The organism is Pectobacterium zantedeschiae (genome assembly GCF_004137795.1).
Taxonomy (GTDB): Bacteria; Pseudomonadota; Gammaproteobacteria; order Enterobacterales; family Enterobacteriaceae; genus Pectobacterium; species Pectobacterium zantedeschiae.
Window position 1 is genome coordinate 36,643 of record NZ_NWTM01000003.1, and the last position, 20,188, is coordinate 56,830.

Below are 20,188 nucleotides of genomic sequence, written 5' to 3' on the forward strand. Positions count from 1 at the left end.
ATAAAATTGAAGCACACCATGACCTTATCGACCCATAGCAGCAAAACCAAAGCCTGGCTGGATAGTCTGCGTCCAAAAACGTTGCCATTAGCTTTTGCGTCCATCGTCACCGGCTCGGCGATCGCGAGCTGGCATAGCAGCTTTAAACCGGGCGTAGCATTACTGGCGTTGTTGACCGCCGGACTGCTACAAATCCTTTCCAATCTGGCGAACGACTATGGGGATGCGATAAAAGGTAGCGATACCGAGGAACGCATCGGGCCGTTGCGCGGTATCCAGACTGGTGTTATTACACTGTCGCAACTGCGCAATGCGCTAATCGTAACCGTGGTACTCACCATCATTTCTGGTGTGAGTCTGGTCATTCTGGCATGTGAAAAGCCAGCGGATATCTTCGGTTTCCTGATTCTGGGGCTGCTGGCGATTTTTGCCGCCATCACCTATACCGTCGGTAACAAGCCCTACGGTTATATCGGACTCGGCGATATCTCAGTGCTGATCTTTTTCGGCTGGCTCAGCGTCGCGGGGTCGTATTATCTGCAAACTGGCCATTTCGACAGCATCGTGATGCTGCCAGCAACGGCCTGCGGTCTGTTAGCGACAGCGGTACTGAATATCAACAATCTGCGCGATATCGACAACGATCGCATCAGCGGGAAAAACACGCTGGCGGTGCGTCTTGGCGCGGAAAAAGCACGCTTCTACCACACGATGCTGCTGCTGCTGGCACCGGTTTGTCTCGGTCTGTTTGCGACGTTTTATCTGCACAGTCTGGCGGGCTGGCTGTTTATTCTGGCGCTCCCGCTGCTGATTAAGCAGGCACGCTATGTATTGCGTGAAACCAGCGCGTTCAGTATGCGTCCAATGCTGGAAAAAACAGTGAAGGGCGCGCTGCTGACCAACATTCTGTTCGCCGTTGGCGTGATACTGAGTTAGTGCGGGTAAATTGAGCGCAGGCGAAAAGCAGCACGCATTTACTGATGCGCATCAAGTTAACATTTGATGATTTTGCCAACAGCCGCCAGAAAGGGATATACTCATGATTCCGGCGGCAACCTGACGTTAATCCTATGAAATACGATACTTCCGAACTGTGCGATATCTACCACGAAGAGGTGAATGTTGTTGAGCCTCTGTTCTCCAATTTTGGCGGGCGTACTTCATTTGGTGGCAAAATCACCACCGTGAAATGTTTTGAGGATAACGGCCTGCTTTTCGATCTCCTTGAAGAAAACGGCCTTGGGCGCGTACTTCTAATCGATGGCGGGGGCTCCGTGCGCCGCGCGTTGATCAACGCGGAAATCGCCCGACTGGCGACCCAAAACGAATGGGAAGGCATTGTCGTGTATGGTGCAGTGCGTCAGGTTGACGATTTGGCGGAGTTGGATATCGGCATTCAAGCGATGGCGGCCATTCCGGTCGGCGCGTGTAGTGAAGGCATTGGCGAAAGCGACATTCGCGTCAACTTCGGCGGCGTAACCTTCTTCTCCGGTGACCATCTGTATGCCGACAACACAGGCATCATCCTGTCGGAAGACCCGCTGGATATTGAATAATATCGTTGAATTTCCGCGTTTTTATTGCGGTAACATCACCACAAAAAAGGGCGATTTACGCCCTTTTTTATTTGGCTCAATCGACAAGCCGTTCCTTCGTTTGAGCCAGCAAGCCCGATTAGACTTCTTCCATTTTGCCTAACAGCGCGCGCAGGCGCTCTTGCCATACCACTTGCTCTTCTTTCAACTGTTCGTTCTCGCGCACCAGCGCTTCACGTGAACCGGCTGCCGCCTGAACATCCTGCGACAGCGTGTTGTTCTGCTCTTTCAGCTCTTCAATTTCCATTTGCAACAGCGTGATAGTATCAATCGCCTGCTGAACTTTCGCTTCCAGCTTTTCAAACACTTCAAATGACATTCTTCAAACCCCTTTTAATCGCAACAAGGCAAAGATCGGTTAACGCTGGCTTTCGGACTCTGTAACCAACACTCACGGTGTCGCGTCATCCGCCCGCAAACATAATCCTGACCGCGGGACGGCTGGCAAGACAGACCATAACGAAATTGTATGTAGCCAATGGCCGCCTGTCTAGCGCACATCCCCCACTACGCGAGTGTGGCAGCTTTTCCGACTTAACACTATCAGTACAAACTGAAAAACGGGCAGTACAAACCGAAAAACGAGCGGCTAAAACTGAAAACGCCCTCGTTCACTTCTCCGTTACTCCAATTGTGTTAATAAATTTAACCTGAGCGTTACTATCAACCACCGACGAAAAACCACTACGAGTCATTTTATAAGCGAATACGCTCATTTTTTTGACGAGCAACACACATTTCAATTTCGATATTTCTCGTTTTCGCTCATTAACGATAAATTCACATCATAAATACATTTAAAACAGAGGATGCCGCCAGACGGTATCCTTAGACCTACCACTCTGTATGTTACCCAGCAGGAAAAAATTATGAGCCAAGCAGAACGTTCAACGCTAAGAGGCCAGTGCATCGCCGAATTCCTCGGCACTGGCCTGCTGATTTTCTTCGGTGTCGGCTGCGTCGCCGCCTTAAAACTGGCGGGAGCCAGCTTCGGACAGTGGGAAATCAGCATCATCTGGGGTCTGGGGGTTGCGATGGCAATCTATCTGACCGCGGCTATTTCCGGTGCTCACCTCAACCCGGCCGTCACTATCGCCCTGTGGCTGTTTGCCTGCTTCGATGGACGCAAGGTTGTGCCTTACATTGTGGCGCAGATTGCAGGGGCATTTTGTGCCGCCGCACTGGTCTACGGGCTGTATTACAATCTGTTCGTGGATTTTGAACAAACCAACAATATGGTGCGCGGCAGCACGGAAAGCCTGAGTTTAGCGGGCATTTTCTCAACGTACCCAAATCCGCACATTTCCGTTATGCAGGCGCTGTTGGTTGAAACCGTCATCACCGCGATTCTGATGTGCCTGATTCTGGCACTGACTGACGACGGTAATGGTATCCCGCGTGGGCCACTTGCTCCGCTGCTGATCGGTATTCTGATTGCCGTTATCGGTGCCTCTATGGGGCCGCTGACCGGCTTCGCCCTCAACCCGGCGCGTGACTTTGGTCCTAAGCTGTTCGCTTTTCTGGCGGGCTGGGGCAACGTCGCCTTTACTGGCGCACGCGAAATCCCTTACTTCCTGGTTCCTATTTTTGGCCCCATTATCGGTGCCTGTCTGGGTGCCTTCGGTTATCGCGCACTGATTGGCCGTAATCTGCCATGTGATGTATGCGAACCCGAGGCAGAAGCTACCACGCGTCGTGAAAGCCGTTAAACTTAACGCCACGGCCATCCTATTTCACGGTTAATCATTACAGGATTGGATTTATGAACCCGGAAAAAAAATACATTGTTGCTATCGACCAAGGCACAACCAGCTCCCGCGCCGTCGTACTGGATCACGATGCAAACATCGTTAGCGTTTCACAGCGTGAATTCACCCAGATTTATCCAAAAGCGGGCTGGGTAGAGCACGACCCGATGGAAATTTGGGCGACACAAAGCTCAACGCTGGTCGAAGTGCTAGCGAAAGCCGATATTAGCGCAGATGAAGTCGCGGGTATTGGTATCACCAACCAGCGTGAAACCACCGTCGTATGGGAAAAAGAGAGCGGCAAGCCGATTTATAACGCTATCGTCTGGCAGTGTCGTCGTACCGCTGAAATTTGCGAGAAGCTGAAGAAAGACGGTCTGGAAGAGTATGTTCGCAACACCACCGGACTGGTGGTCGATCCCTACTTTTCTGGCACCAAAGTGAAATGGATTCTGGATCACGTTGAAGGCTCCCGTGAACGCGCTAAACGCGGCGAACTGCTGTTTGGTACCATCGATACCTGGCTGATTTGGAAAATGACGCAAGGGCGTGTTCACGTAACGGATTACACCAACGCCTCCCGTACCATGCTGTTTAATATTCATACGCTGGAATGGGATACCCGTATGCTGGAAGCGCTGGATATCCCGCGCGAGATGCTGCCGGAAGTGCGCGCGTCTTCAGAAGTCTACGGCCAGACCAACATCGGCGGTAAAGGCGGCACGCGTATTCCTATCGCCGGTATCGCAGGTGACCAGCAAGCGGCGCTGTACGGCCAGCTTTGCGTCAATCCTGGGCAGGCTAAAAATACCTACGGCACCGGCTGTTTCCTGCTGATGAATACCGGTAAAGAAGCCGTACAGTCCAAACACGGTTTGCTGACCACCATCGCCTGTGGCCCGCGCGGTGAAGTGAACTACGCACTCGAAGGCTCCGTGTTTGTTGGCGGTGCCTCTATCCAATGGCTGCGTGACGAGCTGAAGCTGATCGGCGATTCTATGGATTCCGAATACTTCGCGACAAAAGTGAAAGATACCAACGGCGTCTATGTCGTACCCGCTTTCACCGGTTTGGGCGCCCCCTACTGGGACCCGTATGCCCGTGGCGCGATCTTCGGCCTGACGCGTGGTGTGAATGCTAACCACATCATCCGTGCGACGCTGGAGTCCATTGCCTTCCAGACCCGTGACGTGCTGGATGCCATGCAAGCGGACGCTGATACGCGTTTGAAATCACTGCGTGTCGACGGTGGCGCAGTCGCCAACAACTTCCTGATGCAATTCCAGTCCGACATCCTCGGTACGCGCGTGGAACGTCCAGAAGTGCGTGAATCCACCGCGCTGGGTGCCGCTTTCCTGGCAGGCCTTGCCACTGGCTTCTGGAACGATTTGGATGAAGTGAAGAGCAAAGCGACTATTGAACGTGAATTCCGTCCCAGCATTGAAACGGTGGAGCGTAACGTTCGCTACAGCGGCTGGCAGAAAGCCGTTGCTCGTGCCCGTAATTGGGAAGATCACGACGCCTAATCTCTCCCTATCGGGCGCGACAGACGCGCCCGATTTTTCCGCATCACTTAACCGCCGCCCTTCCCCGTTGTGATAAAATCCCACTTAATATTCTAATGTTGATCGCTTAAGAACCGAGATACCGGGTGCGACCACGATGCGAGGTCTCCCTGCGGGAACCTCATCGTCGTGTTTCCCCCTCAATCCACATTTAAGCGGCCAACATAAGGCTTCCCTTTCCCGATCGACAACAGACAGGTATTTATGAAACGTGAATTAGCCATCGAGTTCTCGCGCGTCACTGAAGCAGCCGCGCTGGCAGGCTATAAGTGGTTAGGTCGTGGCGATAAGAATGCCGCCGACAATGCCGCCGTACAGGCAATGCGAATTATGCTGAATCAGGTCAATATCAACGGTCAGATTGTCATCGGTGAAGGGGAAATCGACGAAGCACCCATGCTATTCATTGGCGAGCAGGTCGGCACCGGTCAGGGCGATGCTGTTGATATTGCTGTCGACCCGATTGAAGGCACGCGGATGACGGCAATGGGTCAGGCAAATGCGCTAGCTGTGCTGGCCGTTGGCGAAAAAGGCGCGTTTCTGCACGCACCAGACATGTATATGGAAAAGCTGATCGTCGGGCCCGAAGCGAAAGGAGCGATTGACCTCAACCTGCCGCTGGCGGACAACCTGCGCAATGTCGCCCTGAAGCTGGGTAAACCGCTCAGCCAGTTAACCGTGATTACGCTGGCCAAGCCGCGCCACGATGCCTGCATTGCGGAAATGCAGCAGTTGGGTGTGAAAGTGTTCGCGATTCCAGATGGCGACGTAGCGGCATCCATCCTCACCTGCATGCCAGACAGCGAAGTTGACGTACTGTACGGCATCGGCGGTGCACCAGAAGGCGTCATCTCGGCAGCCGTTATCCGCGCGCTCGACGGCGACATGCAAGGGCGTTTACTCGCACGTCATGAAGTCAAAGGCGATAGCGCTGAAAACCGCCGCATCGGTGAAGACGAATTAGCACGCTGCCGACAAATGGGCATCGAAGCCGGTGGCGTTCTCAAGCTCGATGACATGGCGCGTAACGATAACGTGATTTTCTCCGCAACCGGCATCACCAAAGGCGATTTGCTGGACGGGATCGCGCGTAAAGGCAATATGGCCACGACAGAAACACTGCTGATCCGCGGTAAATCTCGCACGATCCGCCGGATTAAATCGACGCACTATCTGGATCGTAAGGATCGCAAGCTGCACGAATTCCTGCTGTAGCAGACCACGACCCAACTGACTGATTGTTTCACAGTTGTTAATAAATGGCGTATCTTAGATGCATGACTTACATGCACAAATAGTGGCATCGATACCCTAGATAATTCGAGTTGCAGGCAGACGGCAATCGCGCGAGTCCTCAGGAGCTTACTCAAGTAAGTGGCTGAGGTGAGAGAAGCCAACGTACATGCAGCTTGAAGTATGGCGGGGATAACGCAAGCAACAGGAGCAGAAAAATATGGCTGAATGGGTGACAGGCAAAGTGGTTCAGGTGGAAAACTGGACAGAAAGTCTGTTTAGCATTCGGGTTCACGCACCCACCGATGCGTTCACTGCCGGGCAATATGGCAAGCTGGCACTGGAGATTGAGGGTGAAAAAGTGCAGCGCGCGTATTCCTACGTGAACGCACCCAGCGATCCTACACTTGAGTTCTATCTGGTGACCGTGCCGGAAGGCAAACTTAGCCCTCATCTGCATGCGCTACAGCCCGGCTCAGAAGTTATGATCGTCAAAGAAGCCGCCGGATTTTTCGTGCTGGAAGAGATTCCTGATTGTGAAACGCTGTGGATGCTGGCAACAGGCACGGGCATCGGCCCTTATCTGTCGATCCTTCAGGAAGGCAAGAACCTGGAGCGCTTTAAGAACATCGTGCTGGTTCATGCCGCTCGGTTTTCACGCGATCTCAGCTATCTGCCGCTGATGCAGCAGTTACAGCAGCGCTACCACGGCAAACTGCATATTCAAACGGTGGTCAGCCGGGAAGAGGAAGCTGGCTCGCTGACAGGCCGAATTCCTACATTGATCAGCAACGGCACGCTAGAAGCCGCGGTGGGCTTGCCGATGGATACCGCCACCAGCCATGTCATGCTGTGCGGTAACCCACAGATGGTGCGTGATACTCAGCTGTTGCTGAAAGAAGAGCGGCAAATGACCAAACACCTGCGCCGCAGGCCCGGTCATATGACTGCCGAGAACTATTGGTAAGCAACACTCGTTGCCATTCAGCGGCGGAAGCGAAACGGCTCCGCCTCTGCTCCAAACCGGTTTTCCCCTTTTGTTCCCAGAAAAACGCCGCAGTCGAGCAATGTCATCACGACAATCAGGATCGGTAAGAAACGGCCAATACCCCACTGCCAGATAGTGGAGAACATGCTCCAATTCCCCGACACCAATATCCATGCCACCACTAACAGCAGCGCCCACCAGCCGCTTTTGTTACGGTCGTGCAGCCGTTTCACCATCATCGCCGCTGTCGGCCACAGCAATACCACCAGACCAAACGCCGTCAGTTGCGTATCCAGCCAGCGTTGACCAGAAAGCGTAAACAATACCGCCATCAGCGCCACCCAAATAGCCATCCAGAGCCAGAAATCACGACGGCCAATACGGCCTTTAAACGAGAAGCACCATTGCTGTAATGTCATTAACGATAACGCCCTGAATTATTAGCCTGCCTGGCCGAATTAATCTGTATTTTAGTCGGAACGATTTTACCTCAACCCACGTGTTTGCCTGCAATCTTTACGCGATTTTTGACAACCCCGTACTCTTTTTTGACAAGTCCGTACGATTTCAGGCAGCGATGCACTATTTTTGACAACGACGTACAAATGCCGCTTTAATCAAACGTATTCTGCCGTTATCGGCCTGGACATCTTCTGAAGTGGCTGACCCGAATCCCTATGACACGAAAACGCATCGCTTCACTGTTGGTTTTATCATCACTGGTGCTGTACCAGACTCACGCGGGGGCCGATCCGACGTTTCCGCCCAAGACATCAGCCAATGCGCCGTATCTGCTAGCCGGTGCCCCAACCTTCGATCAAACCATCACGCAATTCCGTTCTCGCTACAACCTGAGCAACCCGACGCTGCCGATCGGTGAATTTCGAGTTGTCGATACCGGTAATATCATCAGCATGTTGACCCGTGCTGCCAGCCGGATCAACGACCACCTCTATGCGTCAACCGCACTGGAGAAAGGCACAGGGAAAATCAAAACGCTGCAAATCACCTGGCTACCGCAGCCGCAGAACGAACAAGAAACCGCAGCGCGTCGCAAACAAGCTATCGACTATATGGCAGCACTGGCACGTACGTTCGCACCGTCACTGACGGAAGAACAGAGTGTGAAAAAAGTCACCGAACTGCTAGGAAAAGGCAAAGGACAGCGCTTTTACCAGCAAACGGAAGGCGCCTTGCGCTATGTCGTTGCAGATGACGGCGAAAAAGGGCTAACTTTTGCTGTTGAACCGATTAAGCTAACGCTATCTGAACCGTGATCAATGCAGTAATTAATGACGAAAAACAGAGCCACGGTCACATTTCGTCTCTATACTGTGGGCAAGTTATATTGCCTGATGGGCACTACTGTTTACGTCATTAATGCATTGATTCATTAACACATTGATTCATTACCGATTCCGGCTGGAGGAAAAAAGATGCGACATCCATTAGTTATGGGTAACTGGAAGCTGAACGGCAGCACCAACATGGTCAACGAACTGATCGCGGGTCTGCGTAAAGAACTCAGCACCGTTGACGGCTGCGGTGTAGCCATTGCCCCCCCGGCAATTTACCTCGATCAGGCTAATCACCAACTGGCAGGCAGCCGTATTGCACTGGGCGCGCAGAACGTCGACGTGAACCTTTCTGGTGCTTTCACGGGTGAAACCTCTGCCGAGATGCTGAAAGATATCGGTGCGAAATACATCATCATCGGTCACTCTGAGCGCCGTACTTACCATAAAGAAAGCGATGAATTCATTGCGAAGAAATTTGGCGTGCTGAAAGACGCGGGCCTGATTCCAGTGCTGTGTATTGGCGAAACTGAAGCAGAAAACGAAGCAGGCCAGACCGAAGCCGTATGTGCACGTCAACTGGATGCCGTGCTGAATACGCTGGGCGCGAAAGCGTTTGAAAACACCGTTGTGGCCTACGAACCCGTATGGGCTATCGGTACCGGTAAATCTGCTACCCCAGCACAGGCTCAGGCCGTTCACAAATTCATCCGTGACCATATCGCCAAACAAGATGCTGCTGTTGCTGAACAAGTGATCATCCAGTACGGCGGTTCGGTTAATGCTGCGAATGCAGCAGAGCTGTTTACCCAGCCGGACATCGACGGCGCGCTGGTCGGTGGTGCATCACTGAAAGCGGATGCTTTTGCCGTTATCGTGAAAGCCGCAGCCGACGCAAAACGCGGCTAAGCGTCTCGAGAAAAGACAGGCAGATGTCAGCCTGATAAAAAGCCGGTTTACGCTATCGCGCCAACCGGCTTTTTTATGACCGACATCCCTGTTCGTCACCCTTCGGGCACCCGCGCCCCTTCTTTTCAGCCGTCCGTTAACAGCTCGACGGTTACTACACCGCTGGAATTTGCTGCGTAATGCAGTGAATATTTCCCCCGCCCAGCAGGATTTCCCGCGCAGGCACACCGCTAATCAAGTAGCCAGGGAACATCTGTTGCAGCAGATCGCGTGCAACGTCATCCGTCTTCTCATCCAGCAACGGGAAAATGATCTGCTGATTGCTGATCAGGAAGTTCACATAAGAGCCCGCAAGACGAGAACCGGCAAGGCGCTCGACCGCATCGCCGCTATCCACGCTCTGCGCTTCCTCTTTGGTCGCATAGAGCGGGCCGGGTGCAGGCAATTTCCAGATTTTCAGCTCACGTCCTTGCGCATCCCGTGCTGCCGACAGCACGTCATAGGCTGCGATGGAGCGCGCATACTGCGGATCGTTTTCATCATCCGTCCAGTGCAACGCCACTTCACCGGGGCGCACGAAGCAACACATGTTATCGATATGCCCATCGGTTTCGTCGTTGTACACGCCTTCTTCCAGCCAGATAATCGTCGAGATGCTGAGGTAATCACGCATCAGCTGTTCGATTTCCATTTTGCTCAGGTGCGGGTTACGGTTCGGATTGAGCAAGCATTCTGCCGTGGTCAGCAACGTGCCTTCACCATCGACATGGATCGAGCCACCTTCCAGAATCAGCGGAGCGGCATAGCGTGCCGTCTGATGATAATCCAGCACCTGCGCTGCGACTTTTTCATCCTGACGCCAGTCTTCGTATAGACCGCCCAGCTCGCCGCCCCAGGCGTTGAACTGCCAGTCGATACCCCGACGCTCACCAGCCTGATTCAGCACGATGGTTGGGCCCGTGTCACGCATCCAGGCATCGTCGCTTTCCATTTCCACCAGCGTGACGTTCACCGGCATTACTTTCTGCGCATCCGCCATGTAACGTGCAGGTACGCCCATGATGACGGGCGTGTTTTGAGCGATGGCTTCCGCCACGCGTGCGAACGTTTTCTGCGCCGGAACACCCTGCTCGCGCCAGTTGTCGGTACGATATGGCCAGATCATCCACACGGCGTCATGCGGTGCCCACTCGGCGGGCATCGCAAAACCATCCTGATGTGGTGTCGTGAGGTGAGGCGTTACTAACTGTGACATCACTTATCTCCGGGTCTTGCCATCTGAACTGGCAATGGTGCCGTACATTTCCGGGCGACGATCGCGGAACAGCCCCCACGAGGCGCGCTGGGCGGCAATCGCTTCTAAATCAAATTCATGCACCAGAATAGCTTCGTCCGTCTTATTGGCCTGAGCCAACAGCGCACCGGTTTGATCGGCGATGAAAGAAGAACCGTAGAACGTCATTTCCAGACCATCGATATATTTGCTGGCTTCCGTACCGATGCGGTTGGATGCGATCACCGGCACCAGATTCGCCGCGGCGTGCCCTTGCTGAACGCGGGTCCAGTGCGGCTGGCTGTCGATGTCCGGGTAGGCCGGTTCCGAACCGATGGCGGTCGGATAGAAAATCAATTCTGCGCCCTGCAACGCCAGACTGCGTGCGGTTTCCGGGAACCACTGATCCCAGCAAATGCCCACGCCGATTTTCGCGTAACGCGTCTGCCAGACTTTAAAGCCCGTGTCGCCTGGAATGAAGAACTGCTTTTCCTGATACGCCGGACCGTTCGGAATGTGTGTTTTGCGGTAAACGTCCAATACGGAACCATCCGCATCAATCATCACCAGCGAGTTGTAATAGGCGTTATTGGCACGCTCAAAGAAGCTCAACGGCAGTACCACGTTCAGCTCCGCCGCCAGTGCGGAAAAATGCTTAATCAGCGGGCTGGTTTCCAGCTCCTGCGCCAGCGCGTAGTGCTCTGGGCTTTGATCGATACAGAAATACGGCGCGGCAAACAGTTCCTGAATCAGGATAACCTGCGCGCCTTTTGCATGCGCTTGTCGCACCAGTTTTTCAGCGTTTTCGATATTCTTGGGCAGATCCCAGGAACACGCCATTTGTGTTGCGGCAACGGTAACTTTTTTCATGCGAAAACCTCAATAATAACGATATATACCTGCCCTTTTTCACCGGCAAGTATCGGCAATAAGTGTTTCTCTCGGTCACGATTATGCATCGTCACTAACCGGCGCGGCCTTAACGAGTGCCTACTCTAAATAATTCAAGTTTCAGGCAGGCGGCAAGAAGGACAAATTCGTCGGGAACGAATTTGACCAGCCAAAGGCTGGCCTCCGGTGAGAGACAGGATGTCTCTCATTTCATCCCGATGAGCTTACTTAAGTAAGTGATTCGGGTGAGTGAACGCAGCCAACGTACATGCAACTTGAAGTATGACGAGTATAGGCCAACACACCTGCGCATACCCAATAGGAATATCCTGTTAAGGTATTGACCAAGAATGACATGCGCATTATGCCAGTTAATGACAGCACTTCACTATGCTGAAAATGAATGATCTCACGTGCGGAAAGAAAAGAAAAAACCGCCTTTTCCGCGGCGGTTTCTGTCGATACTCGAGATGAGGGAGGAAGCGATCGCTCAGGCTTCAACGGTATCCGCCTGATGCAGCGCCTGACTGACTGCTTGGCGTTGCTCCAGCAAGGCGGTGCTGGTTCGGTCGCGAGGATAGGCCAGATTGACCGGAAGAATTGCACTAATCCGACCGGGCCGGGGTGACATGACGACCACTCTGTCCGCCAGAAACACGGCTTCTTCCACATCATGCGTCACCAGCAAGATCGTCAAATCCGTTTGCTGGCGAATCTCCGCGAGACGTTCCTGCAACTGCTGTTTGGTCAGCGCATCAAGCGCGCCGAAAGGTTCATCCAGCAAGAGAATGCGCGGCGTCGATACCAGCCCACGGGCGATCGCCACACGCTGTGCCATCCCGCCTGACAGCTGATGCGGCCATGCATCGGCAAAACCTTCCAGTCCCATTATCTGAAGATAATGGACAATTCGCTGCGCAATTTCCGCAGGAGAAAGATTGAGATTGAGCATACCGAGGCGAATATTGCCCGTCACGGTGAGCCACGGAAACAGTCGCGGCTCCTGAAACACCAGACTGACCTCATCGGGAATGCCATTAACAGGCCGATCGCCAATCAGAATACGTCCTCGTCCAGTGGTATCAATCCCGGCAGCCAAACGCAACAGCGTCGATTTACCACAGCCGCTGGTACCGATGACCGCAACCAGCTCACCAGCATGCAGCGAGAGGTCAATGTCCTGTAACACCGTCAGAGGGGCTCCGTTGACGGTAAAATGTTTGGTAATGTGCTGAAAATGCAGGGACATAGATTCTCCGTTAACCGTCATGCAAAGCGCCAGCGGGTCAGCCGCCGTTCCGATAGGGTAATCAACCGGGAAAAAAGCGCGGCCACCACCGCAATCAGCACCACACCGGCCATAATGCGATCGGATTCAAGCAGTTGTTGCGCGCGAATCATCATGCCGCCCAACCCCTCTCCCGACGGCATGAAATACTCGGCACCAATCGCCCCCGTCCACGCATGCATCAACGCCAGCCGTAAACCGGAAAACATCGGCGGTAACACGCTGGGCAGTATCAGCGTGCGGAGCGTCTGCACTGGCGTCAGACGCAGAACCTGCGCCACTTCCAACAGCATGGGCGGAAGCTGGGCGATTCCCTGACGGGTCGCCAGCATGACGGGAAAGAATGCCGCTACAGCGATAAACACGATTTTGGCACTCTCGCCTAAACCGAACCAGGCTGTGATCAGCGGCAGCCAGGCAAATAGCGCCACACAGCGCAAGGCGGACAACGCCGGATTAAACAGCCTGTCGGCGATGCGCCAGCCACCGAGCAACGCACCAATCAGCACGCCGATAGCGCTTCCCAGCATGAAACCCTGTAGCGCACGCAGCAAACTGGCATTGAGATCGGCCCACAGCCCGCCTTGAATCAACCCCGACCACAGCGCGTCAACCACGCTACTCGGCGCGGGAAGGAAAGCCACGTTCACCCACTGGTGGGTACTGCTCATCTGCCATAGTACAATCAGTACTAATGGCGCGAGCCAAGGCGTCAGAGACAGACTCGGCAGCGCATAGCTCAGGCTATCACGCCCCAGTACTGGCGCAGGCCAGTGAATCCAGCGACGCTCCAGCTTCAGCAGCACGCGTTCCCCGGCAAACCCCAGTATTCCAATGATCAGAATGCAGACGAACACCAGATCCAACATGAACAACTGGCGGCTTTGAACCAACAGATAGCCCAGTCCTTCGCTGGATGCCAACAGCTCAACCGCAATCAAAGCGACCCATCCGGTAGAAAATGCCAGCCGCACGCCCGTCATCACATACGGCAGCATCGCAGGTAAAATCAGATAACGCAGGAAGGCAGCCTGTGATAAACGCAGACTACGCGCCATTTCGTGCAGTTTTTGTGGCGTCTGTTGAATACCGGCACAGGTATAGAGCGTCACAGGCACCGTGACCGATTTCACCAGCACCACCAGCTTCAGCGCTTCACCGATCCCCAGCGACAACATCAAAAGCGGGATCCAGGCTAACGTCGGGATCTGTGCGATGACGGTAAATAGCGGCATAAACAGCGCATTCAATCGTCGATTCAGACCGAATAGACTGCCCAATACCAGACCCAGCACGATACCGCCGCTAAAACCAATCACCAGCCGCATCAGGCTGATGGGCAACTGGTGAATCAACTCTTCGGGGATAAAAGCCCGTGCGCTATCGATGACCGCCAGTGGTGAAGGCAGGATTTGCTCAGACATCCATCCGTGCCAGCTAGCAAGCCACCAGCCCGCAAGTACCAGCAGCGGCACGACAAGCGATACAGTCAGTGAAATAACCAGCGCAGAATGTCCGGCCGACAGCGCAGCAGCGGTCAGAGAAGTATCAGGGGCTGAACGTATCCGCAGCGGAGATTTGGGCATCATGATCGTCGGTATCCGCAACGTTATTTTTGCGTCAGCAGGGATAGTCGGGTAATCCCCGCCTGCTCAACATCGGCCAGCAACGCGGCAACATCACCGTAATTCGCTTCTTTATCCGCCTGCACCTGCACGATCAGATCCGCATTACCTGCTTTAGCCTGTTGTAGACGTGGCACCAGTTGTTCCCGCGCCAAGTTTTCTTTATTGATGAAGACACGCTGTTCACCATCAATGCTAATAACAACCGGATCGGTGCGATCGACCGGGGCCACCGCCGCTGTTTTTGGTAACTGAATAGGAATGGCATTGGTCAGCATCGGCGCAGTAACGATAAACACCACCAGCAATACCAGCATGACATCCACGAGCGGCGTGATGTTCATTTCACTCATGACGTCGTCATCATTACGCGAGGTAAACGCCATTTCAGACCACCTCTCTCAGGTTCTTCACGGAGAAAGCGGCAGACGATGACTCCGCACCGGTGTGAAACGCGCTGACATGAAAATCGTGCGCCTGCATCACGCTGTAGACATCATGAGCGAAGTCATCCATGTCTGCGACGGCCAGCTTAAGACGACGCAAAAAGTAGTTGTAGATCAGTACCGCAGGAACCGCGACAGCGATCCCAACTCCAGTGGCTATCAACGCATTACCAATCGGCCCCGCGACAGTGTCGAGACTGGCAGAGCCAGAAAGCCCGATCTCCTGCAACGCCGCCATAATGCCCCAAACGGTACCAAACAGGCCGATAAACGGCGACGTACTGCCAATACTAGCCAAAACCGCCAGCCCGCTTTCCAGCGAGCGGCGTTCGCGTTGAATCTGCTGTTGCAGCGCACGCTCAACCCGATCGGGCAGATGAATATTCAGAGCAAGCTGCCCGCTAATCCGCTCCGGCGCTTTGACCGCAGCCAGCGCCAAATTGGCGAGTGAACCAGGCTGTTTTGCGCTGGTTTCTGGCGTCTGGCTGACATCAGCCTGCTGCCAGAAGGCCTCGCGAAAACGTCGATCGCGCCGCTGCGCGCGCCCATATTGGACGAACTTCAGTAGCCCCAGTCCCCAGGTGACGAGAGAAAATAGCAGCAGCAACAGGATCACCGCGCCTTCCGCAGAAAAGAGTTCAATGTGTCCAAGCGTCATAACCAATACCTCATGAGTTCAGCGAAAAATCGACAGGAACAACGACCCAGCCGCTAACCGGCTGACTGCCGCGACGCGCCGGAACAAAAGACCAGCGCAGCACCGTATCTCTGGCGGCCTCATCAAGTGACGGATAGCCACTTGATTGATGAATACGGATGGTTTGCACTTTGCCGTCGGCACGTACCTGCACGTTCAACAGCACAGTGCCTTCATAGCCGCGGCTAATCGCCACATCGGGATAAGACGGTGCGGGGTTATGCAGGTAGTCGGCATTAGCGAGCGGCGGTGTCAACGGTGCGTCAACGGGCTGCGCGACTGCGTTTTGCGCCACCGGCGTTGGCGTTATCGGTGCTGTTGCGGTTTCCTTCTGGGATTGCACCGTCGGTTTGGGCGCGGGAGTGCTCTTTTTCACCGGCGTCTTTTTCGGTACAGGTTCAGGTTTTTTCTCCGGTACTTTTTTTTCCGGAGCAGGGGGCAGCAATGCATTTTCATCCACCTGCGGCTCAGTTATCGTTGGTTCTTCCACCTGTTGTGGCGTCGGCATCTCAGGTTCAGCAACCGGAACAACCTCTTGCTGCACAGGTTCTGCAACCATAGAAACCAGCTCAACGCTGACAGGCTGCGGCCGAGCAGGCACCGTAACGGGCGGCGTCGACGCGGCGTTGAACAATGCAAGCACCCCGGCGTGCAATAGCAGCGTCGCTACCACCGCCAGCCAGCGCTCCGGTCGGGACGAGGGCGTCGTATTCAGATGCGGTAAGCGCTGCTGCACCGCACCACTTACTCGGCTAGCATGCGGCGTTGGTTCCGGTGAATAAGACCGGGGTATCGGCGCGGCTCCCGCATAGAGTAATTCCGTCATGATGGGTTGCTCCTGACAATATATCTTTATCGCCCTATTTCACGTTGCAGGTGTCAATGACTATGTCGCCTGAAATAGCGTTGGGATAATCGATTCTTCCCGACTATTTAATAAAGTCAACGTATGTATCTGCATATCGATATTCATTTCATTCTTTATTTCTTTAATAAGACGATAGCGTTAATAATCGACATTCAGACTAAAGGTAAAAATTACCGCCAGGCTAATGCATAGTTGGAATAGTTTTTTTTCGTTCGCTGCATATTGATGAAATAGACGATGAATACTGATTTAGCTATTTACTAACAATAATAATGCTTTTTTTGTATTAGTCAGTTTATTGCCAAGCCTTTAAATGTGGTGCTGCACACGATATGACGCCGTTCGAAACAGGCGCAATAACACAATTCCTATTCATCAATTTCATTACTGGCGGGTAAAATAATGACGACATCAGGACGAAAATGGTTAGTAACCAGCTTATTGGCAATGGGTATGGCCTGGTCAGGCGTCGCATCAGCGATCACCGAGATTCGAATTGCCGCGCCAGACATTGGCGCGGGTACAAAACCCAGCGGCGGCGGCTTGCTCGACGTCATCCACAGCCAGAAGCTGCTGGAACGCGAGTTTAGCAAAGATGGGATCAGCGTGCGTTGGACGTTCATCAAAGGCGCAGGCCCCGTCATCAACGAAGCATTCGGCAACCATCAGGTCGATGTGGCCTATTTGGGGGATTTAGCCAGCATTATTGGCCGTTCGCGTGGTCTGGATACCCGCGTGATCGCCGTAGCCTCACGCGGTATCAATCACTATCTGGCAGTGGCGAAAGGCTCCGGTATTGAAAAAATCCCCGATCTGAAAGGCAAACGTATCGGGCTCTTTCGTGGAACGGCTGGCGAGCTTTCCTTCGTCAGCGCGCTCGATTCTCAGGGCCTGAAGCCCTCTGACGTTAAGCTAATTAATCTCGATTTCGCGGCGGCCAGCGCGGCGTTAGCTGCCGGACAGATTGATGCCACCTGGGGCGGCAGCAATACGCTTTCACTACGGGATAAAGGGCTGGCAGACATTCCATTATCCAGCCGCGATTTAAACGGTGCGGGTCAGCTAAGCGGCTTCCTGTTGGTGGATGAGAAATTTGCCAAAGGCAACGAGGATATTCTTCGCCGCTTAGTCAAAGTTCAGCGAGAAGCAGCAAACTGGGCTAGCGCTGATAAAAATAAAGACGAATTTATTCAGCTATTAGCTACCCAATCGGGTTATCCAGAAAATATATTACGCGTCGAATGGGATACATTGCCGCCATTAACCGAGCGTCTTTCACCCGAATTGGATCCCGCCTTCGTAGAAAAATTAAAACGTGCCGTCACATTGGCCTATGAATCGCGTCTTATTCGGCAACCTTTTGATGTCGATAAATGGCTGGATGATTCTTATCTAAAAGCAACGCAGTAATTAACTCCCCTAAAAAATGATAACCCACGTATTGCCGTGAATTTCACGGCAATCGGCAGCGTATTGACTACATTCGGAAGAAGCTATGTATTTTAAAAAACACCAGCAGTATTTAAAAAAACACCAGCGAAAAATAACATCAGGTATTTTAATGAGCTGTGTCTTAACGCTTCCTGCTATAGCACGAGCAGCCGATCCGCAAGTCACAGCGGAGAACGTTCCACAAACCGAGGCAACAACCGCCGCCCCCGTCCAGTTGAAACGTGTAAAAGTGAACGCCCAGCGTGCGCCTGTTCAACCGCCGACTACGCTGGCATCAGTGATTGACGGCAAAACGCTCGAAGAAGAGCGGATATACCGCTTTGAAGAGCTGTCACAGCTCGTGACGGGGCTGGATGTTGATACCGTTGATGTGATGGATACCACCGTCACCATCCGTGGGATTGGTGATGGTGGCGAGAGCGGCACCAACATCGGTATGCCGGGTAGCGTGGGCCTGTTTGTCGATGGCGTCTACTTATCACGCCCCGGCGTCATCTCTAACGATTTGCTGGATATCGACAGTACCCGCGTGTTGAAAGGCCCACAGGGTGCCGCTTACGGCTTTAATACCACTGGCGGTGCGATTGACATTCGCACCCGCAAACCCACCTTCACACCCGAATATTCACTGGAACAATCGTTCGGACAGCGCGGCTACCTGCAATCCAAACTGATGGCTTCTGGGCCACTCAGCGACCACTGGGCAGGCCGTATCAACCTGTCCCGTACCGAACGCGGTGGAAACGTCACGAATATCGAAAATGGCCATAAGCTTGGAGGCAGTACCAATAACGGCGTGCGCGGCCAGTTACTTTATCAGCCCAATGACAGCTTTAGCCTCAGAATTACCGGTGACTACAGCGATTCCACCCAGCGCCCCGTCTCGGTGTTGGTGAGCGCAACTGACGCGTTTCGTACTCGCGCGGAACAGACAGGCCTCAAGGTCGTCAGCGGTCGTCAGGTCGCCATGGATGACGAGAACGTGATTCGCGTTGCACAAGGCGGCGGCTCAGTAGAGGCCAACTGGAAGCTGAAAAACGGCTATAGCGTCAACTCTCTGTCATCACTGCGCTATTTCCGTGTGTTACCCAGCACAGCAGATAACTGGAATATTCCGCTCTACCACGACAGCGGTGCCGATGTACGCGATCGCGTCTGGTCGCAAAGCTTTTGGCTGGACTCACCCAAAGGCAATAAATTTGATTATTCACTGGGCGTCGATTACTGGGGAGAGAACCTCGATACCGAGGCAAACAGTCGCTACTACAACGACAACCGCGTACGGACATGGGTAGGAAATGGCTATCAGGGCATTAACGTGCAGCGCTTTGGCACGTTAGATGACACCGTTTATTCCGTCTATGGCCGTGGAACCTGGCACGCTGCCGATAAACTGGATGTCATTGTCGGCCTGCGCCAAACCTATGAGAAAAAGGAAGGGACATTTGTTCGCAAAAACCGTGCAACCTTTGACTCCGGCCCGCTTTCGCAAACCAACCGCCTGCCTTCTGGCTCCATCAGCCTGAACTGGTTCGCTGCACCGAATGTCACCCCTTATGCCACATTGGGCTATGGGGAAAAATCCGGCGGCCTGAACGTATCGTCCGGGGCGGCAAGGCAGTTGGGGATAGACTCGTTATACGTCGATCCAGAGAAAACCCGCTCTGCGGAATTGGGCGTTAAGACACACTGGCTACAGCGTAAAGTAGAGTGGAATACCGCGCTGTTCTGGAGCGTGGTCGAAGATTTCCAAAATAACGCCTATGACGAAGAAACAGATACCAGCTATCTGATTAACGCTGGGAAATTTCGTTCACGCGGCGGGGAATCTCAGTTGACACTACGCCCGCTTGACGGCCTGAGTATCAGTCTCGCCGGTACTGTTCTGGATACCAGCTACCTGAATTTCCCTAACGCCCGCTGCCCGGCAGAAATCTCCGCCGTCTCGTGCGATATGTCAGGAAAACGCGTCTTTAAATCCCCGACGCTGAGCTACAACACACGCGTGCGTTATCAATGGGATACGCCAAATAACCTGCAAGCCTCGGTTTCCGGTCAATGGTCATGGCGTAGCTGGGCCTACGGTACACTCGATGATTCCGAGAGCAATCGCATTCCATCGTATGGCGTCCTGAATCTGTCTAGTGGACTGAGCGGCAAGCAAGGCGACAACCGCTGGAACGTATCGCTATGGGTAAAAAATGCGCTGGATAAAAACTACTACCGCTCCGTCAGAGGCTCCAGCGCCACAACGGGCGTGATTGGCGAACCGCGCATGGTCGGCATATCCGTCGGTTACGACTTCAAGGGCTGAT

General features: G+C 53.6%; 19 protein-coding genes. 10 read left to right on the forward strand and 9 right to left on the reverse strand.

Going from position 1 to position 20,188, the window contains the following annotated elements; genetic code table 11:
- The first annotated feature begins 18 nt into the window (after positions 1 to 18).
- Both CLR69_RS17490 and rraA read left to right on the forward strand, forming a co-directional pair.
- Positions 19 to 936 (forward strand): 1,4-dihydroxy-2-naphthoate polyprenyltransferase, encoded by a 918-nt coding sequence (locus CLR69_RS17490; RefSeq protein WP_129707265.1) that lies wholly within the window; start codon positions 19 to 21, stop codon positions 934 to 936.
- Between the two features lie 134 nt (positions 937 to 1,070).
- Complete coding sequence (gene rraA / locus CLR69_RS17495; RefSeq protein WP_129713013.1) at positions 1,071 to 1,556, forward strand: ribonuclease E activity regulator RraA; 486 nt, start codon at positions 1,071 to 1,073, stop codon at positions 1,554 to 1,556.
- Between the two features lie 118 nt (positions 1,557 to 1,674).
- Here rraA and zapB read toward each other — a convergent pair whose 3' ends face one another.
- Positions 1,675 to 1,914: a septal ring assembly protein ZapB gene (gene zapB / locus CLR69_RS17500; RefSeq protein WP_005973326.1), complete on the reverse strand. Its 240-nt coding sequence runs from the start codon at positions 1,912 to 1,914 to the stop codon at positions 1,675 to 1,677.
- A gap of 550 nt (positions 1,915 to 2,464) precedes the next feature.
- On the opposite strand from zapB, the gene CLR69_RS17505 reads away from it, so the two are divergent.
- From CLR69_RS17505 to fpr, 4 genes are all read left to right on the forward strand, one after another.
- Positions 2,465 to 3,304 carry an MIP/aquaporin family protein gene (locus tag CLR69_RS17505; RefSeq protein WP_048263061.1) on the forward strand — a complete coding sequence of 280 codons (840 nt, stop codon included), beginning with the start codon at positions 2,465 to 2,467 and terminating at the stop codon, positions 3,302 to 3,304.
- Between the two features lie 53 nt (positions 3,305 to 3,357).
- Complete coding sequence (gene glpK / locus CLR69_RS17510; protein ID WP_129713012.1) at positions 3,358 to 4,869, forward strand: glycerol kinase GlpK; 1,512 nt, start codon at positions 3,358 to 3,360, stop codon at positions 4,867 to 4,869.
- Positions 4,870 to 5,112: 243 nt separating this feature from the next.
- Complete coding sequence (glpX, locus tag CLR69_RS17515; RefSeq protein ID WP_129713011.1) at positions 5,113 to 6,123, forward strand: class II fructose-bisphosphatase; 1,011 nt, start codon at positions 5,113 to 5,115, stop codon at positions 6,121 to 6,123.
- Between the two features lie 238 nt (positions 6,124 to 6,361).
- The gene (gene fpr, locus CLR69_RS17520) at positions 6,362 to 7,108 is read left to right on the forward strand and encodes a ferredoxin--NADP(+) reductase (protein ID WP_129707271.1); all 747 of its coding nucleotides are present in this window, start codon (positions 6,362 to 6,364) and stop codon (positions 7,106 to 7,108) included.
- A gap of 17 nt (positions 7,109 to 7,125) precedes the next feature.
- Here fpr and CLR69_RS17525 read toward each other — a convergent pair whose 3' ends face one another.
- Positions 7,126 to 7,548 (reverse strand): DUF805 domain-containing protein, encoded by a 423-nt coding sequence (locus tag CLR69_RS17525; RefSeq protein ID WP_129713010.1) that lies wholly within the window; start codon positions 7,546 to 7,548, stop codon positions 7,126 to 7,128.
- A 258-nt stretch (positions 7,549 to 7,806) separates the two neighbouring features.
- Here CLR69_RS17525 and CLR69_RS17530 point away from each other — a divergent pair, with 258 nt between their 5' ends.
- Complete coding sequence (locus CLR69_RS17530) at positions 7,807 to 8,406, forward strand: YiiQ family protein (protein ID WP_129707275.1); 600 nt, start codon at positions 7,807 to 7,809, stop codon at positions 8,404 to 8,406.
- Between the two features lie 159 nt (positions 8,407 to 8,565).
- Positions 8,566 to 9,333 carry a triose-phosphate isomerase gene (gene tpiA / locus CLR69_RS17535; RefSeq protein ID WP_107168687.1) on the forward strand — a complete coding sequence of 256 codons (768 nt, stop codon included), beginning with the start codon at positions 8,566 to 8,568 and terminating at the stop codon, positions 9,331 to 9,333.
- Positions 9,334 to 9,487: 154 nt separating this feature from the next.
- Here tpiA and aguA read toward each other — a convergent pair whose 3' ends face one another.
- The 7 genes from aguA to CLR69_RS17570 form a co-directional block, all read right to left on the reverse strand.
- Entirely contained in the window at positions 9,488 to 10,588 is a 1,101-nt protein-coding gene (gene aguA, locus CLR69_RS17540) for an agmatine deiminase (protein WP_129713009.1), read from the reverse strand.
- Positions 10,589 to 10,591: 3 nt separating this feature from the next.
- Positions 10,592 to 11,476, reverse strand: a complete 885-nt coding sequence (gene aguB / locus CLR69_RS17545) for an N-carbamoylputrescine amidase (protein WP_011095743.1) — start codon at positions 11,474 to 11,476, stop codon at positions 10,592 to 10,594.
- A gap of 511 nt (positions 11,477 to 11,987) precedes the next feature.
- A complete protein-coding gene (locus CLR69_RS17550; protein WP_129713008.1) occupies positions 11,988 to 12,746 on the reverse strand; it encodes an ABC transporter ATP-binding protein in 759 nt (252 codons plus the stop codon).
- A gap of 17 nt (positions 12,747 to 12,763) precedes the next feature.
- Positions 12,764 to 14,374 carry an ABC transporter permease gene (locus tag CLR69_RS17555; protein ID WP_129713007.1) on the reverse strand — a complete coding sequence of 537 codons (1,611 nt, stop codon included), beginning with the start codon at positions 14,372 to 14,374 and terminating at the stop codon, positions 12,764 to 12,766.
- Between the two features lie 20 nt (positions 14,375 to 14,394).
- Positions 14,395 to 14,796 carry an ExbD/TolR family protein gene (locus tag CLR69_RS17560; RefSeq protein ID WP_129713006.1) on the reverse strand — a complete coding sequence of 134 codons (402 nt, stop codon included), beginning with the start codon at positions 14,794 to 14,796 and terminating at the stop codon, positions 14,395 to 14,397.
- A gap of 1 nt (position 14,797) precedes the next feature.
- A complete protein-coding gene (locus CLR69_RS17565; RefSeq protein ID WP_129713005.1) occupies positions 14,798 to 15,514 on the reverse strand; it encodes a MotA/TolQ/ExbB proton channel family protein in 717 nt (238 codons plus the stop codon).
- A 10-nt stretch (positions 15,515 to 15,524) separates the two neighbouring features.
- A complete protein-coding gene (locus tag CLR69_RS17570; RefSeq protein ID WP_129713004.1) occupies positions 15,525 to 16,379 on the reverse strand; it encodes an energy transducer TonB in 855 nt (284 codons plus the stop codon).
- A gap of 444 nt (positions 16,380 to 16,823) precedes the next feature.
- Here CLR69_RS17570 and CLR69_RS17575 point away from each other — a divergent pair, with 444 nt between their 5' ends.
- Together CLR69_RS17575 and CLR69_RS17580 are read left to right on the forward strand one after the other, a co-directional pair.
- Positions 16,824 to 17,831: an ABC transporter substrate-binding protein gene (locus tag CLR69_RS17575; protein ID WP_129707289.1), complete on the forward strand. Its 1,008-nt coding sequence runs from the start codon at positions 16,824 to 16,826 to the stop codon at positions 17,829 to 17,831.
- A gap of 85 nt (positions 17,832 to 17,916) precedes the next feature.
- On the forward strand, positions 17,917 to 20,187 hold the full coding sequence (locus CLR69_RS17580; RefSeq protein WP_129713003.1) for a TonB-dependent receptor: 2,271 nt from the start codon (positions 17,917 to 17,919) through the stop codon (positions 20,185 to 20,187).
- The last annotated feature ends 1 nt before the right edge of the window (position 20,188 follow it).